Here is a 16,427-nt window from a genome sequence, read left to right as displayed (position 1 = left end):
CTCGGTCACATGGGCTTCGGGCGGGTCAGGCGGTGCCGGACGGCAGGTGCGCGTCGTCCCGCAACAGCCCGGCCAGGTGGTCCAGGAGCGTTTCGGGGCGGCGCAGTACGGCGTGGTGACCGCCCTCGACGCGGTGGACGCGGAAAGCCGCGGTGGTGACCGCTGCCCAGCCGGCCACGTCCTGCTCGGTGACGGTCTCGTCGCCGTCGGCTCTCCAGGCGTGCAGCGGTACGGAGAGCGGGGCGCTGTGGGAATGGGTGTAACTGAGCGACAGCACGGCGTCCTTGCGGAGCATCGCGACCATCAGCGCTCGGGTGTCCGCGTCGAGGAAGGCGGGGTCGAGTCCGGCGGTGTCGAAGAGCTTGTCGAGTTCCTCGTCGTCGTCGACGATGCCCCGTCCCGCGCCGTCCCAGTGGCCGGGGGCCCGGCAGGCGCTGACGACCAGGGCGTCGGGCCGGACGCGGCGGGCGACTTCGTAGCCGAGGAGTCCGCCGAAGCTGTGGCCGAAGACGACCAGCCGGCGTCCGGTGCCGACGATCGGCCGCAGCTCGTCGGTGATCGCCTCGACGGCCGCGTCGAAGGTCTCCGGCATGGGCTCGCGCCAGCGGTTCTCGCGGCCCGGCAGCTGCACGCCGTAGACCTGCCCGACCCCGGCCAGGGCCGGCGTCCAGGCGCGGAACTGCTGGCAGCCCGCGCCGGCCGGGGGCAGGCAGAGCAGCGCCGGAAGGTGGGCGTCACCGGGGCCGGCCGGCCACGTGGAGAGCCAGGAACCCATGGCTTCAGGCCCCCTCGGCGGTGAGGACGGGTGCGGCCGGTGTCCCGGGTGCGGCCGGTGTCCCGGGTGCGGCCGGGAGCCGGTCGGAGTCGGCCGCGGGCCGGTGGGAATCGTCGGCGAGCCGGTCGAGTTCGGCGGCGACCTCCGCGACGGTGGGCCGGGCGAGCAGCTTCCCCAGGGTGATGCGGAGGCCGGTGGCCCGGCGCAGGTCCGCCACGACACGCGCGGCGGCCAGCGAGTGCCCGCCCAGCTCGAAGAAGTCGGCGGCCGGTCCGGGCACCTCGCGCTCCAGGACGGCGGCCCAGACGGCCATCACCTCGCGCTCCCGCGCCGTGGCGGCGTCCGGCCCGGACTCCGGCGCCGGCGCGGTGAGTTCGCGGGCGAGAGCGGTGCGGTCGGCCTTGCCGGTGCCGAGGGTGGGGATGCGGTCCACGACGCGGACGGTGGTGGGCACCGCCGCTTCCGGAAGGAGCTCGGCGCAGTGCTCGGCGACGGTGGCGGCCAGTTCCGCGGACGGGCCGCTGCCGGGCGCGGCGACGACCGCGAGCCCCAGCGACTGGCCCGAGGCGAGCGGGCAGCACGCGGCGGCGACCACGCCGGGGAGCTCGGCGGCGACGCGTTCCACCTCGCCCAGTTCGATACGGTGACCGCGGATCTTCACCTGGTCGTCGCGACGGCCGCGGTACTCCAGCGTGCCGTCGGCCCGCCGGACCACCACGTCCCCGGTGCGGTACATCCGGGCGCCGCCGCCCTGGAACGGGTCGGGCAGGAACCGGGTGGCGGTGAGGCCCGGCCGGTTGCGGTAGCCGCGGGCCACGGCGGGCCCGCCGAGGTACAGCTCCCCCTCGGTGCCGGCGGGCACCGGGAACAGATCGTCGTCCAGGACGTACGCCCGGTAGTCCGGCAGCGGTCGTCCGATGCTGCTCACGTCGTCCCCCCGCTCGCTGTCGGCCCAGGTCGCCGCGATGGTGGCCTCCGTCGGCCCGTACACGTTCAGCAGCCGGCGGCCGCGGGAGAACCGCTCGGCGAGTGCCGCCGGGCACGTCTCGCCGGCCACGACGACGACCTCGGCCTCGTCCAGCCCGCCGCCGTGGGCGGCCAGCAGGGACGGGGTGAGGGAGGCTGTGCGCAGCCCGGCCGGGAGCGGTTCGCGGTCCTCGGCGGCGGCGCGGCGCAGGCCGTCGAGGGACAGGTCCACCAGGGCGACGCCCTGGCCGTGGACGAGATAGAGCAGCGTGCACCACAGCCAGCCGTCGAAGGCGGGTGAGACGGCGTTGAGGCCGAGGCCGCCGGACGGCAGCCCGAGTCCCGCGAGCGCGCCGACGAAGGTGTCCAGGCCGCGGTAGGTGACCTCGACCCCCTTGGGCCGTCCCGTGGTTCCGGACGTGTAGATGACGTAGGCGCAGGTGTCGGGTACGGGGACGGTCACGGCGAGCGCGCCGGAGGGCTCGGGGTCCGGGCCGGCCACCGGGCCGGCCGGCTGGACCGTGCGCAGCCCGGTGACGTCGAGCCCTCCGGGCACGCCGACGGCGACCAGGACGGAGACCCGGGCGTCCCGCAGCACGGACCCCAGTCGTTCGACCGGGTGGCCGGGGTCGAGCGGCACGGCCGTGGCGCCGAGGCTCCACACGGCGAGGAGCGCGGGCACGCTCTCCCGGGACCGGCCGAGGAGCAGCCCGACGGCGCTCTCGGGCCCGACACCGGCGGAGGCCAGCGCGGCCGCGGTCCGGGAGGTGCGCGCGGTCAGTTCCGCATAGGTCAGGACGCCGTCCTCGGCCCTGACGGCGTCGTGGTCCGGCTGCTCGCGGGTCCAGCGCTCCAGCGCGGCGAACAGCGGCGGGAGGGTCTCACCCGACTGCCCGCCGACGGGCCGGGGCGCCGGTGCGGGACCGGCAGGCTGGGCCGTCATCCGTCGTTCCTCTCCTGGTCGCGGACAGCGGCCGGCGCGGTGGCGCGCAGGCGCGGGCCGACGACCTGGTTCTGGGAGCCGCCCTGGGGCAGCTGCATCGACTTGGTCTCCAGGAACGCCTCGAGTCCGGCGTTCCCGCACTCGCGGCCGATGCCGGACTGCTTGAAACCGCCGAAGGGCGCGGCCGGGTTGAACGACCCGCCGTTGACGTCGACGAGGCCGGTGCGGAACCGTCGCGCGACGCGCTCGGCCCGGTCGTCGTCGCCGGACCAGACCGCGCCGTGCAGCCCGTAACGGGTGCCGTTGACGATCCGTATCGCCTGGTCCTCGTCGTCGTACGGGATGACGCACAGCACCGGGCCGAAGATCTCCTCCTGGCCGATGGTGCTCAACGGGTCGACGTCGGCGAAGATCGTGGGCCGGACGTAGTACCCGGCGGAGAGACCGGGGGGACGGCCGGTGCCGCCGCGCACCAGGCGGGCGCCGCCCTCGGACGCGCCCCGGCGGATGTAGTCGGTCACCCGGGCATGGGCCGCGGCGGACACCAGCGGGCCGAGGTCGGTCGCGGGGTCGCGCGGGTCGCCGGTGACGTAGCCGTCCATGGCCCGACCGGCCAGCTCCACCGCCTCGTCCTGGCGGTCGCGGGGCACCAGCAGCCGGCTCCACTGCAGGCACGTCTGGCCCGTGTTGAACAGGACCTGGTCGACGGTGGCGTCGACGGCGGCCGGCAGGTCCGCGTCGTCGAGGACGAGGGAGGCGTTCTTGCCGCCGAGCTCAAGGTGGACGCGCTTGACGCCGTCGGCGCCCAGCGCTGACACCTGGCGCCCGGCGCGGGTGGACCCGGTGAGGGACACCACGTCGACGAGCGGGTGGGAGACGAGGGCGGCGCCGAGGGTGTCGCCGGTGCCCACGGCCATGTTGACGACGCCGGGCGGCAGATCGGCCTCGGCGAACACCTCCGCCAGCAGCCGGGCGTGCAGCGGCGTCAGTTCGCTGGGTTTGTGGACGACGGTGCAGCCGGCCGCGAGCGCGGGCAGCAGCTTCTGCACCGTGAGCAGCAACGGCGTGTTCCACGGCGTGATGCAGGCGGCGACGCCGGCCGCCTCGCGCACCACCAGCGAGTGGCCCACCCGCTCCTCGAACCCGTACGACGCGGCGGTCTCCACGCAGTGCCCCGCCATGCCGATGGACAGCCCGACATGGACGCGCAGGGCCACGCGGGAAGGCGCGCCCACCTCGGCCGTGATGACCTGGGCGAACCGTTCGGCGTTGTGCTCCAGGCCCTCGACCACCCGGCGCAGCAGGGCGGCCCGTTCCCGTACGGGCGTGGCGGCCCAGCCGGGGAAGGCCGCGGCGGCGGCGCGTACGGCGAGGTCGGCGTCCCGGGCGGTGCCCGCGGGCACCGTGGCCAGCGGCGCTTCGGTGCTGGGGTCGGTGACGACCAGTCGGCGGTCGGCGTCGGACGCGGTCCAGCGGCCGCCTATCCACTGGTCGTCGTAGCGGGGCGGCAATGGGCCCGGGGACGGCTCGGCCGCCGGTGCGGCGGAGCCCTGCGGCACGGTCAGCACAGTCACGGTGGGTTCCTCACTGAGTCGCTCGGTCACTGGATTCGCGCCGGCGTCGGGACGATGCCCGGAGCCGGTCCGGGGCGGGGGACGGCCCAGGCTCCGGTCGTGGGGGCGGCGGCGCCGACTGCGGCCCGGGCGTCGGGCCGGGCGCGGCGCACCGAACACGGCCGGAGTCCGGGAGGTGTCCCGTCCGGCGCGGCGGACGTCAGGGACGGCCGCGCGGTGCGCGGCGGTCCCCCGGCGGGGGCCGCCGGGGCGGGGAGCATCGCGCGCAGCAGGCGGTCGGTCTCCCGGGACGGAGCCACCGCGAGATCGTCACGGAGCCGGCGCGCGCACAGGTCGTACCAGCGGCGCACGCAGGCGTGTTCGCCGCGCCTGCCGTGCGCCGTCATCAGCGCCCGGTAGGTCTCCTCGTGGTGACGGTCGATGCCGAGGGTGCTCCGGCAGACGTCGATGAGGTCGGGGAAGTCCTCGCGCTCCGCGGCGTCGGCACGCAGCACCTCCAGGGCACGCAGCGCCAGGGAGCGCAGGTACTCGCGCTGTTCGACGACCCAGTCCGCGCTCTCACCGCGCAGGAACTCGCCCGCGTACAGCGCCACGGCGGACCGCAGCCGTTCACGGGCGAGTACGGGGTCGCCGGATGCGGCCGCCCGCAGCCCGGAGTGCACCAGCTCCTGGAAGCGGTCCACGTCCGACCAGAGCTCCGCGATGTCGAGGACGTAGCCGAAGTCGCGGTAGTGCAGCCGGATTCCCGACGGGCAGGGGCTGTCGGGGTGGGCGTCCAGGACCCGGCGCAGCGCGTGCGCGGCGACCTTCAGCGAACTGTCGCCCGCGGACCGCTCGGAGCCCGGCCACAGCGCCTCGTACAGCCGGTCGCGGGTGAGCGTCTGCCCACGGTGGATCACGAGGTACTGGAAGAGCCCGCGGGCCTTGCCTGCCCGCCAGCGCCGCACCGGGGTGCCGTTCACGGTCAGCTCGAAGTCGCCCAGGAAGCGGATGCGTACCGCCTGCCGTGCAATTCCGGTCACCGCGGTCGTCATCGCTTCCTCCCGGGGTCCGTCGTATGCCGCTCTGCCTGCGGCGAGTCTGTTCCCCCGCTCTACACGCGGCCTATACCGGCCGGATCGCGCCTCTGTAGGTCCGTCATAGAGCGGTTCTCCACTCTGGGAGCGACGGTCCGGGCCGACACCGCCGGTGGTTTCCGGCCCGGTCCGCGCCCCGGTGGTCTCCGGCCTCGATCCGCCGGACGCGGCCGGCGGACGGCCCGGCCTCCTCCTCCCGTCGGCTCCGCCTCTCCTTCCAGCTCCCCGGCTTCCGGCCGTGACTCCCGACTGACGAAATGAGGGCTGCTCCATGACCAGCACCGACACCCGATTGAAGAAGGTCGTCATCCTGGGCGGCGGCACGGCCGGCTGGATGACCGCCGCGTACCTCGGAAAGGCTCTCGAAGGCACGGTCGACATCACGGTGCTGGAAGCGCCGTCGATTCCGCGGATCGGCGTCGGTGAGGCGACGGTGCCCAATCTGCAGCGCACGTTCTTCGACTACCTCGGCATCGCCGAGGACGAGTGGATGCGGGAGTGCAACGCCAGCTTCAAGATGGCGGTGCGGTTCGTGAACTGGCGCACGGAGGGCAAGGGAGAGGCGTCGGCCCGGCAGCTCCCCGACGGCCGGCCCGACCACTTCTACCACCCGTTCGGGCTGCTCCCGGACTACGACCAGACACCGCTGTCGCACTACTGGTTCAAGCGCAAGTACGAGGGCCGCACCACGGAGCCGTTCGACTACGCCTGCTTCCGCGAGCCCCCGGTGATGGACGCGATGAAGTCGCCGCGCTGGCTCGACGGCCGCTCCGCCACGCGCTACGCCTGGCACTTCGACGCCCAGCTCGTGGCGGACTTCCTGCGCCGCTTCGCCACCGAGAAACAGGGGGTCCACCACGTCCAGGACGAGATGACGGAGGTACGGCAGGACGCGCGCGGCTACGTCACGGCGCTGCGGACCAAGAGCGGCCAGGAGCTCGCCGCCGACTTCTTCGTGGACTGCTCCGGCTTCCGCGGGCTGCTGATCAACAAGGCGATGGCCGAGCCGTTCATCGACATGAGCGACCACCTGCTGTGCGACAGCGCCGTCGCCACCGCCGTACCGCACGACGACGAGGCGGGCGGTGTGGAGCCGTACACATCGGCGATCGCGATGTCCTCCGGCTGGGCCTGGAAGATCCCGATGCTGGGCCGCTTCGGCACAGGCTACGTCTACTCCAGCGCGTTCACCGAGAAGGACGAGGCCACCGCCGAGTTCGCGGCCATGTGGGGCCTCGACCCGGAGAAGACGGCGTTCAACCACATCCGGTTCCGGGTCGGCCGCAACCGCCGGGCGTGGGTGAAGAACGTGGTCAGCATCGGCCTGTCGTCCTGCTTCCTGGAGCCGCTGGAGTCGACCGGCATCTACTTCATCACCGCGGCGATCTACCAGCTGGCCAAGCACTTCCCGGACAAGACCTTCAACGAGGGCCTGATCGACAGCTTCAACCACGAGATCGAGGTGATGTTCGACGACACCCGCGACTTCATCCAGGCGCACTTCTTCTACGCGCCGCGCAACGACACCCCTTTCTGGCAGGCCAACAAGGAGCTGACCCTCCCCGACAACATCCAGAAGAAGATCTCCGCGTACCGGGCCGGGCTGCCCATCAACTCGCCGATCACCGACGAGTCGACGTACTACGGCAACTTCGAGGCCGAGTTCCGGAACTTCTGGACCAACGGCAGCTACTACTGCATCTTCGCGGGCATGGGCCTGGAGCCGGACGCCCCCCTGCCGGCGCTGGCGTACAAGCCCGAGTCGGTGGCGGCCGCGGAGCCGCTGTTCGAGACGGTCAAGCGCCAGCAGCGGAATCTGCTGGAGACGCTGCCCAGCGCCTACGAGTATCTGAAGCAACTGCACGCGTAGGCCGCACGGGGCGGGGCCGCGCGGGACGGTGGCCGCCCGGGGCGGGGCCACGCGCCTCCGCCCCGCCCCGGCCGGCCGGTTGCGGGCCTCCCCGGCGGCAGCACATGAGCGCGGGCCGGGCGCCGCCCCCGCCCCCCGGGGCCCCGGACCTGCCGCCGCTCCCACGGCCCGGCACCGGCGCGATCCGCCGTGTGCCGGGCCTCACTGCTTCGTCACCACAGGGAGTCAGACATGCCCAACTCCGCTCCGCTCCCCCAGGACAGAACGGGTAGCGACGACCACGAGGGGACGCCGGCGGCCGAGTGCGCCGCCGCCGTCCACCGGGAGGCGGACCTCCGCCCGTTCATGGCCGCCTTCCCCTCCGGGGTGTCGGTGGTCACCACGCTCGACGCGGACGCCGTGCCACGCGGCCTGACGTGCAGTTCGCTGGCGAGCGTCGCGCTGGCCCCGCCGACTCTGGTGGTGTGCATACGGACGGCCAGCCCCACCCTGCGGGCCCTGCTCGACCAGGGGCTGTTCGCCCTCAATCTGCTGCACGAGCGGGCCAGGGCGACCTCGGACCTCTTCGCCTCCGGGGCGCCCGACCGCTTCGACCGCACCGAGTGGCGGCTGCCGCTCGGCGCGAGCGGACCGCACCTGACCGCGGCCGCCCACGCCATCGCCGACTGCCGGGTCGTGAAGACCGTCTCGTTCGGCGACCACACGGCCGTCTTCGCGGAGGCGGACCGCGTGACGGTGCGCCCCACGGCGCACCCGCTCCTGTACGGCCTGCGCCGTTACGCGGGATGGTCCGACGCCGCGTCGGCACCGCAGCCGGCGGCGGCACCGCCCCCGCCCCCGGCGCTGCCGTCCGAAGGAGCCGCCGGTGTCCGCCGCTGACCCTATGCCGGCGCTGCTGGTCGCCGTGCCGGTGGTGATCCTCGCCTGTCAGGCGGGCGCGACGCTCCTCAGACGCCTCGGCCAGCCGCCGGTGATCGGCGAGATCGCCATGGGAATCATGCTCGGCCCCTCGCTGCTTGGCCAACTGTGGCCCGAGGCGCAGCACTGGCTGTTCCCGGCGGCGGTCCTGCCGTACACCTCGGTCCTGGGCCAGCTCGGCCTGCTCGCCTTCATGTTCCTCGTCGGTCTGGAACTGGACCTGGGCGCGCTGCGCGGAAGGTCCCGGACCGCGATGGCCGTCAGTCAGGCGGGGATGCTGGTTCCCCTCGGGCTCGGCGCGCTGCTGGCCCTCGCCATGTACGGGCAGCTGGCGCCGGACGGGGTCGGGCAGGGGCCCTTCACCCTGTTCGTCGCGGTGGCCATGAGTGTCACGGCGTTCCCCGTACTGGCCCGGATCCTGGTGGACCGTGGCCTGTACGGGACACCGGTCGGCGCGCTGGCGATGGCGTGCGCGGCGGTCGACGACGTGGCCGCGTGGTGCCTGCTGGCGCTGGTGGTGGCCCTCGCCACGGCGGGGTCCCCGCTCGACGCCGCGACGACGGCCGGGCTCACCGTGTGCTTCGGCCTCGCCATGGTGCTGGTGGTCCGTCCGCTGCTCGCGCGGTGGGCGGCTGCCCGGGCGGACCGGGCGAACGAAGGGGTGATCCTGGTCCTGCTTTTCAGCGGGCTGAGCCTGTCCGCGCTGGTGACGGACCTGATCGGGGCGCACACACTGTTCGGCGCCTTCCTGTTCGGCGTGGCCGCTCCGCGCGGCCACCGCCGTATCGAGGCTTCGGCCACCCGGTTCCGCGCCGTGGCGGTCCCCCTGCTGCTGCCGCTGTTCTTCGTGCACACGGGCCTGCGCACGGAGGTCGGGACGCTGGCCGCCGACCCGGTGCAGTGGCTGTGGGCGGGGGCGGTGCTGGCGGTCGCGGTGCTCGGCAAGTGGGGCGGAGCGGCAGGAGCGGCCCGCGCCTGCGGCCACTCCTGGCGGGAGGCCATGTCGGTCGGAGCGCTGATGAACTGCCGGGGCCTGACCGAGCTGGTGGTGCTGAACATCGGCCTGGAGCTCGGCGTCATCGGACCGGAGCTGTTCACCATGCTGGTCCTGGTGGCTCTGATCACCACCGCGGTCACCTCGCCGGCCGTCAGTCACTTCCACCGCCACCGGCCACCACCGCCCCCGGCCCCGGCGACGGCCCCGGCACCCGCACCGGCACCCGCACCGGCGACGGCCCCGGCGACGGCCCCGGCGACGACGGCCTCGTCCCCGACCTGAGACGGCCGACCGCCGCCCGGCCCAGGTCAGGAGCCATTGCCGCCGGCCACAGAAGGAAACGGCACCGGCCTCGACGGCCGCGGGACGTGGGGTGCCAGGAGAGGCCGTTGTCGTGCGGGGCCGCACCCCGGCGGCGTCCACGGTCGCGTACGCGCATGGGGTCCGGTGGGCGGACGCGCCGACCCGAGAGGGTCATGCGGTGTTCACGATGTCGTTCTGATCGCTTCGCAGGGCTCCCTTAGCGTCCAGGCGTCCACAGCCCTACTAAGGAGTAACGTGAGCGCCTTCGCTCTCAGCGCCCTGACCGCACTCGCCACCGCGTTCGCTCTGTCGACCGGCCCCGCGGTCCCCGTGAGCCTCCCGGCCACGGTCGAGACTCCCGCGGTGTACGACGACGAGGCGGGCGGCAACGCCGACGCCGACGACCCGGCTGTGTGGGTCGACCCCGAGAACCCCGGCCGCAGCATCGTCATCGGCACCCTGAAGGAGGCCGGCCTCGACGTCTACGGTCTCGACGGCCGCCGCCTGCAGCACATAGCCGCCCCGGAGGCACCGGGCCGGGACGCCAAGCCCGGCCGCTACAACAACGTCGACATCGTCTACGGGTTCGAACTGGACGGCGAAGAGACGGACCTGGCCCTCGTCAGCGACCGGGGCCGCGACCGCATCCGCGCCTTCGCCATCGACCCGGACGCCGTCGCGGCAGGCAGGCCGCCGCTGAAGGACGTCACCGCCCCCGACGTCGCCCCGGTGTTCGCCGCCGATGAGGCCGAGGTGGACGACCAGCGCACCGCCTACGGCCTGAGCGCCTTCAGCGACGATGACGACGCCTACGTGGTGGTGTCGCAGCGCGAGGAGACACGCCTGCGCCTCCTCAAACTCAAGGACGAGGACGGGCTCGTCGGCTACGAGGCCGAGGACACCCTCGACCTGCCCGGCACCTTCACTCTGCCCGACGGCACCGACTGGACGCCGTGCGCCGACCCCGGTGAGCGCCCGCAGGTCGAGGGCATGGCCGTCGACCAGGAGGAGCGCGTCCTCTACGCCGCCCAGGAGAGCGTGGGCCTGTGGCGCATCGAGCTCGACGACGAGGAGTTCGAGAAGCCGGAGCTCCTCGACCGCGTCCGTGAGTACGGTACCCCCTGGACGTACGACCCCGCGGAAGAGGAGTGCGTCCTCGACACGGACAACGACCCCGGGTTCGGCGGCGAGCACCTGAGCGCCGACGCGGAGGGCGTCACGATCTACCACGCCGAGGACGGCACCGGATACGTTCTCGCCTCCAGCCAGGGTGACGACACCTTCGCCGTGTACGAGCGGAACGGCCACAACGACTTCGTGGGTTCCTTCCGCGTGGGCGACGGCGCCACCGACGGCGTGCAGCACTCCGACGGCTCCATGGTGGTCAACGTCCCCCTGGGCCGGTCCTTCCCCAAGGGCCTGCTGATCACCCATGACGGCGAGGCCACCCCGGCCGACGGCGACCGGGAAGGCACCAACTTCAAATTCGTCCGCTGGGACGCCGTCGCCGGCGCGTTCCCCGAGCCGCTGACGATCGACACCGAGTCGTTCGACCCTCGCGACGTGCACTGGCGACCGAACCGAACCACCGATCCGGCCGCACCGGTGGCCGGATCGGCCCGGTCGCACCGAGCACCCGTCGTCCGGTCGTGACCGGGACCGGGGGCGCGTTGCGGCTACCGCGAGCCCGAGTGGTGCCGCTGGCTGCTCCTCAGTCGGCGGGCCGAGGAGATCTTCAGGGAGAACACCCGGCATGCTGCCGGCTCGCTCCCTGGAGCGGTACGCCCGCCCCGGCGTCGACGCGGTCGCCTCGGTGTCGACGCGGTCGCCCGGCCCGTGGCCCAGCGCGACCATCCACCCGCCGACGGGGCCGAGCCAGGCCCCCGGCCGGGGCCTTGTCCAGGGTCTTGACCATCCCCACCGGGAGGCTGCAAGCCGATGCCGGGGGCGGTGGCCAGGGTGCACTGCCATGGACGCTGCTGATCTTGACTACCGGACCCGGACCTTGTCCGGCTGCCTTGTCCGTCGGGGTACCGGGCCGGGCGAGCTGCGCCGAGATCCCCAGCAGCGAACAGGCGGAGGAGAACGTGTCGGAGACGAACACCTTGCCTTGGTCGATCACGATGGTGTCCGGGACGATGACCGGCTCGGCCGCTGTCGTCCAACCCGGTCGACGCCGCCGGCGTCGCCCCGCAAGGGCCTGTGCAGGAGGCCACTTGGACAGGGAAAACGCAACTTCGACATGGCCCGCAGAGGCAGCTACCTTCACCTGGTCTTCGGCGGTTGCCCACGGTCGCACAGGGGTTTCTTCAGGCTGAGCCACCCGCAACGGGATGAGTTGGTCACGCCCCACGAATCCTCGCCCCCATGCGTCGTAAGCCACCGAACCGGGTCCCCATCAGGCACCCCCAACCAGGGAGAGACGCATGACCCATCTTGCTCTGTACACATTCGGCGTCCTGAAGTCACCTCTCGCCGATCCCGCACCTCTCACGAGCGAGTTCTACGACATCGGTGAGGCCGTCTACCGGACGTTCAGTCAGCACCCCGGATACCTCGCGCGTGCTGAAGCGGAAGACGGCGACCGGGGCGCGCTCTTCGAGGCGGACTGGGGTGCATGGGGAGAGTTCGTCGTACCGACCTGGTACGGCAAGGGCCATACCCTGGAAACCACCGCCCTGGCCGCGACCCTCTCACTCTGGACCGACCTGCGCCCCGCCTTCGACGCCGTCTACACCGGTCTGCACCGTGAGGCGCTGAACAGGCGTTACGACTGGTTCGAGAGGACAGGGCACCCGAATTACGTGTTCTGGTGGGTCTCCGACGGCGTGATACCCACCTGGCAGGACGGGGTTTCCAGGCTGGAGCACCTCCACGACCACGGCTCCGCGCCGCACGCCTTCACCTTCCACCACTCGTTCGCCCCGGACGGAACTCCGACCAGGATCAAAGGCATCGGGCCGAAGAGCGACCAGGTTCGCTGAAAAGGAAGCCTGAACGACTGGGTTCGCTGTCAAACTCCTCGATTGAATGACGGCGAACATCGCTCAGTCTTCGAGCAGCGTCCGGACTTCGGTCAGGCCTCCGGCTCCCCGCCCTGCCACACCCGCGCTCCTCCGCACCAAGCCGTGATCACTCGTTCAGCTCAGTACGCCGCGACCGCGCACGCCACAGCCGTAACCACCCGCGCGCCGCTGCCGACCCGCCGGGAGTACGAACACCGGCGCTCCCGACACCGGCGTCTCGACCTGCTCTTGGGGCACAACAATCATGCGAGCAGCGCGTGGCGTCGTGTTCCCTGACGCCACTCGGGTGAGCATGTACGGACCCAGCCCTCTTCCCGCACCGAGGCGATGCGATGTCCGACCGCGCCGACCACGTCCACCCCGAGAGCGTCGCACCAAGGTGGGCCTCGCGGCACCGGCCGCCGGAGCAGTCACTGTTCAGCGGCATCTACGGACTGGTGCTGGCCAGCGCCCTGGTGGCCGCGCTGGACGCGACGGGCGAGAAAGCCGATCCCGGTCTGGACGCGCTGTGGGTCCTGCTCACCGCGATGGCGTCGGGCGCTGCCCATGGATACGCGCGCGTCATCGCCCAGCGGGCGTCCGTCGACAGGGCAGCCATCACAAGCAGAGGGCGGTTGGTGCTCGCCGAGTGGCCACTGGTCGCAGCCGTGCTGCCCACGGTGGGGATACTGCTTGCCGCGGTAGCCGGGTGGTGGGCAGAGACCACGGCTGTGGACGCGGCCCTGCTGTTCAACACCGTCGCCTTGTTCGGCTGGGGCGCCTGGGCCGCCCGCGCCGCCGGGCACGGATGGCTTTCCTCGTGCCGGGCAGGGTTCCTCGACATGCTGATCGGCTTGATGATCATTGTCGCGAATGCCCTGATCAAGTAGGCAGGCGATCGGGTGCCATGCCGGCGAGAAGGGCCGCGAGTCCTTGATCCATGGGCACCCTCCCCTTTCCCGCCACTGCCGTCGTCGACAACCTGCGTCGCCTCGTCTTCACCCCGGACCGCGGATCGGAGGAGCGCGACGCCTCCCGGGCCTTCGGTGGTGGCGAGGGCGAGGACGGCACTGCGGGTGGCGTCCCACCACAGGGGTTCGGAGCGGTGGCGGGCAGGTGTACGGCGGGGCGGCGGGCGCGGCGGCGCTTGGCGTTCTTCGAAGTGGCCTGTGATCCACGTTCGCCAGTTCCAAGTGGGTCATACGGCCGTATCACGGAGCCGAGTTGAGAATCACGCACGCGGACAGCGAGGAAACGTGGGACCGCCTACGAACGCGAGTCCTATGGCGACGGAGGCCCCGCAGGCAGGCAGAGCGTGGGCCCCCTGCGAGACGCGGGTGCGGCAACCGACATTGTCCGGCTCCACGACCGCAGTGCGCGAACTCGAGGTCATGCGAAACGCGGGACAGTGATTCGCTCGCCCTGGTCCAACGATCAGCCGGTGCCCCGCCCCTGTGCCGACGCCACGGCCGCGCGCCTTGAGGACACCTCGTCGCCTCGGTCTCCGGGGGACCGCTTGTCGAGAACTTCGACGAAGGCCGAGGCAACGAGTGCGACAGCGCGGTCGCCCTCGTGGGCCAGTTGGCGCAAGACCTCCTGCGCGGTGGTCCCCGACAGCTCGACCAGGGCCTGGGTCAGTCGGATTCGCGTCGCGGAGTCCGCGGTGGGCGCTGCGAGTTCGTCGACCAGTGCGGTCATGATCCGGTCCGCGCACCCGGGGTCCCGGGACAGCGTTCCCAGGACCTCCGCCGCGTCGACGTCGTTGGAGCCCTCGACCACCATGCCGACAAGTGTCGGCACAGCCGCGGTCACGCCACGACTGCCCAACGCCAGAGCGGCGTGCCTGCGCACCGTCTTGTCCGGGTCCCCGAGCGCGTCTTCGAGCACCGCGGTCGCCCCCGGGGCCTCGGACATCTCGGCGATCGCCAGCACCGCGCGCCGCCGGATGTCGGCGTCCTCCGAGTGCGCGCCGGCGGCCAGTGTCGCCAGGCCGTCGCCGCTCGACCGGGCGAGCGCCCAGCGCAGGGCGCCCGCGACGTTGGGGTCGGATTCGGCCAGGACCGCCCCGGCCAGCAACTCGGCGGGAATCGACACTCCCTCCGGGCGGGCCAGGACGGCCTGCTGCCTGCGCGCGGCGCTGGTCGAGTTGAGCCCCTGTATGAGCTCCACGAGGCGCAGGACGTCCTGCCAGCCGGTGGGCGCCGACGCATCGATCGCGCGGAGCCGTTCGAGCAGCTCCTCTTCTCGCTCCAAGCGGTCTTCCGTCCACCGGATGAGGTCACTGACCAAGGCGGACGGCGTGAAGGCCGGGTCCTCCAGCGCGCGCCCGATCTGCCTGAGCGAGAGCCCGAGGGACCGCAGGCTCTCCACATGGAAGATCCTGCGGACGTCCTCGGCGGAGTACTCGCGGTAGCCGCCGACGGTGCGGCCGGTCGGCCGCACCAGCCCAAGGGCGTCGTAGTGCCGGAGCATCCGGGGGCTCACCCCCGAGTGGCGGGCCACCTCGCCGATCAGCACTCCGCGGTCTCCGCAGCCTTCGCGGCCATGGCAACCTCCGTGGGCTCAGTGGTCTCCGTGGGCTCGGCGGCCGCCGCGGCGCCGGTGGTCTCCGCGGCGCCGGTGGCCTCCCTGGACTCGGCGACTCCCGACGCAACCGCGGCGGAGGCAGCGGCTCGTTCGGGGCCGAGTGTGACGACTCGCTTCACCTCGTGGATGGCCGCGTCGAAACCGGCCTCCGGGTTCTGCCGGAGCAGCTCTGTGGCAAGAGCGTGCGCGGCCACCGCCGGGTCAGGGTTCGCCGCGGCTCTCTCCAGGGCGGGCTCGGTCACCTCACCGAGGTCGACGAGGGCCCGGCTCAGGCTCAGCTGCAGATCGCGGTCGCCGCGGCCGAGCTGCGCGACCAGTTCATCGGCCAAGTCCTTCTTCTCGTCCTCCGGTACGAGGACGACCGCGACGCGCCACGCGGTCCGCGCGACCTCGTCGTCGGCGTCGCGCAGCATGTCGCGCGTGATCCAGGCCCACGCGCTCCTGTCGCCGATCTTGGAGAGCGTGTGCAACGCCTGGCTGCGGGCCTGAGCGCGCTCAGAGTCGAGTTCCTGGCGAATCCGGGGCAGGGTGATCTCCGACGAGAGGCGGGTCAGCGCCCAGGACAGCATGTCTCGTACGAAGAACTCCGGCTCGACCGCGCACCGCTCGACGAGCGTCTCCAGGAAGCCGGGGTCGGGGTTCGAGCCGACCGCCAGGGCCGCCTGAAGCCGGACCGACGAGTCCTTGGCTCTCAGGGCGTTGGCCACGCGGGTGTTCTGCGGGTCTCCGTCTGTCGTCTTGATCGGGACCACCTCCTGCGCCCAGGGCACACCTTATCAACGTGTCAAGGTCAAGCCCGCGACCGGAGATTCGGAGAATCCGCTGGTCACGAGCGCGGCCCGGTCCGCGCCATCCGGTGAGTGTCATGGTCCGGCCACTCGGGGATCGGCCGGAGGAAGAGGAGAAGCGCGAACACGAGGGGGAGGAAGGGGCCGCCCGTACCCGCAAGTCGAAGTCGGCGACGTCGCCGACCGGTCAGGCGCCCTGGGGCGGCGGCCGGCGCCGCCGGCGTTCCCGCAGGGCACCCGGCCCGGCATACAGCTACATGTTCGTGGAGCATCCAGCGGTCACACCCTGCCTGACGGGTCCGCACGGATCGTGGCGCCCGGCCGGTCACGGACGCAGGACGACCAGGGCGGTGTCGTCGTCAAGAGAGCGCTCCCAAGACCGGAGGGCGGACGGTACGTCAGGCAGGGTCTTGGCTGACGAGCTTGGGGCCACAGCCTCACCGCGCCGTCCGCGCCGCCCAGCGGAGCCGGGACCCGCACAGCAGATCGGATCCGACACCTCGACGCCGCAGAGGCGAATGCGCGGCTTCCGGTCCTCGCCCGCGACGGTTTGCCCCCCATGCGACAGGGCGATACGGGCGCGACGAATCCCCGGCACCCGGATGTCATGCGTGTGCCGACGCACA

Annotated in this window: 12 protein-coding genes; 6 read left to right on the top strand and 6 right to left on the bottom strand. The window is 72.5% G+C overall.

What is annotated here, in order from left to right:
• Window positions 1–25: 25 nt before the first annotated feature.
• The 4 genes from FVS66_RS26065 to FVS66_RS26050 form a co-directional block, all read right to left on the bottom strand.
• Window positions 26–775, bottom strand: a complete 750-nt coding sequence (locus FVS66_RS26065; RefSeq protein WP_149183664.1) for a thioesterase II family protein — start codon at window positions 773–775, stop codon at window positions 26–28.
• A 4-nt stretch (window positions 776–779) separates the two neighbouring features.
• A complete protein-coding gene (locus FVS66_RS26060) occupies window positions 780–2,684 on the bottom strand; it encodes a non-ribosomal peptide synthetase (protein WP_149183663.1) in 1,905 nt (634 codons plus the stop codon).
• Window positions 2,681–4,195 (bottom strand): aldehyde dehydrogenase family protein, encoded by a 1,515-nt coding sequence (locus FVS66_RS26055; protein ID WP_149183745.1) that lies wholly within the window; start codon window positions 4,193–4,195, stop codon window positions 2,681–2,683. Before FVS66_RS26055 ends, FVS66_RS26060 begins: the two co-directional genes overlap by 4 nt.
• 89 nt (window positions 4,196–4,284) lie before the next feature.
• Window positions 4,285–5,292: a BTAD domain-containing putative transcriptional regulator gene (locus tag FVS66_RS26050; protein WP_187645696.1), complete on the bottom strand. Its 1,008-nt coding sequence runs from the start codon at window positions 5,290–5,292 to the stop codon at window positions 4,285–4,287.
• Window positions 5,293–5,605: 313 nt separating this feature from the next.
• On the opposite strand from FVS66_RS26050, the gene FVS66_RS26045 reads away from it, so the two are divergent.
• The 6 genes from FVS66_RS26045 (at window position 5,606) to FVS66_RS26015 (ending at window position 13,317) form a co-directional block, all read left to right on the top strand.
• Window positions 5,606–7,204, top strand: a complete 1,599-nt coding sequence (locus FVS66_RS26045; RefSeq protein WP_149183661.1) for a tryptophan halogenase family protein — start codon at window positions 5,606–5,608, stop codon at window positions 7,202–7,204.
• 231 nt (window positions 7,205–7,435) lie between these two features.
• Window positions 7,436–8,083, top strand: coding sequence for a flavin reductase family protein (locus FVS66_RS26040; protein WP_149183660.1), 648 nt, complete (start codon window positions 7,436–7,438; stop codon window positions 8,081–8,083).
• Entirely contained in the window at window positions 8,070–9,401 is a 1,332-nt protein-coding gene (locus FVS66_RS26035) for a cation:proton antiporter (protein WP_262387215.1), read from the top strand. Before FVS66_RS26040 ends, FVS66_RS26035 begins: the two co-directional genes overlap by 14 nt.
• A gap of 276 nt (window positions 9,402–9,677) precedes the next feature.
• Window positions 9,678–11,075: a phytase gene (locus FVS66_RS26030; protein ID WP_187645695.1), complete on the top strand. Its 1,398-nt coding sequence runs from the start codon at window positions 9,678–9,680 to the stop codon at window positions 11,073–11,075.
• A 773-nt stretch (window positions 11,076–11,848) separates the two neighbouring features.
• Complete coding sequence (locus FVS66_RS26020) at window positions 11,849–12,406, top strand: DUF3291 domain-containing protein (protein WP_149183659.1); 558 nt, start codon at window positions 11,849–11,851, stop codon at window positions 12,404–12,406.
• A gap of 374 nt (window positions 12,407–12,780) precedes the next feature.
• Window positions 12,781–13,317 carry a hypothetical protein gene (locus FVS66_RS26015; RefSeq protein WP_149183658.1) on the top strand — a complete coding sequence of 179 codons (537 nt, stop codon included), beginning with the start codon at window positions 12,781–12,783 and terminating at the stop codon, window positions 13,315–13,317.
• A 544-nt stretch (window positions 13,318–13,861) separates the two neighbouring features.
• Here FVS66_RS26015 and FVS66_RS26010 read toward each other — a convergent pair.
• Together FVS66_RS26010 and FVS66_RS26005 are read right to left on the bottom strand one after the other, a co-directional pair.
• Window positions 13,862–14,944, bottom strand: a complete 1,083-nt coding sequence (locus FVS66_RS26010) for a MerR family transcriptional regulator (RefSeq protein WP_149183657.1) — start codon at window positions 14,942–14,944, stop codon at window positions 13,862–13,864.
• Complete coding sequence (locus FVS66_RS26005; protein ID WP_262387224.1) at window positions 14,938–15,720, bottom strand: HEAT repeat domain-containing protein; 783 nt, start codon at window positions 15,718–15,720, stop codon at window positions 14,938–14,940. The genes FVS66_RS26010 and FVS66_RS26005 overlap by 7 nt, the downstream gene beginning before the upstream one ends.
• Between the last annotated feature and the right edge of the window lie 707 nt (window positions 15,721–16,427).

It is taken from the genome of Streptomyces sp. TRM49041 (assembly GCF_008271805.1).
GTDB lineage: Bacteria > Actinomycetota > Actinomycetes > Streptomycetales > Streptomycetaceae > Streptomyces.
Note: the sequence above shows the minus strand (reverse complement) of the source record. Positions and strands in the feature narration are given on the sequence as shown.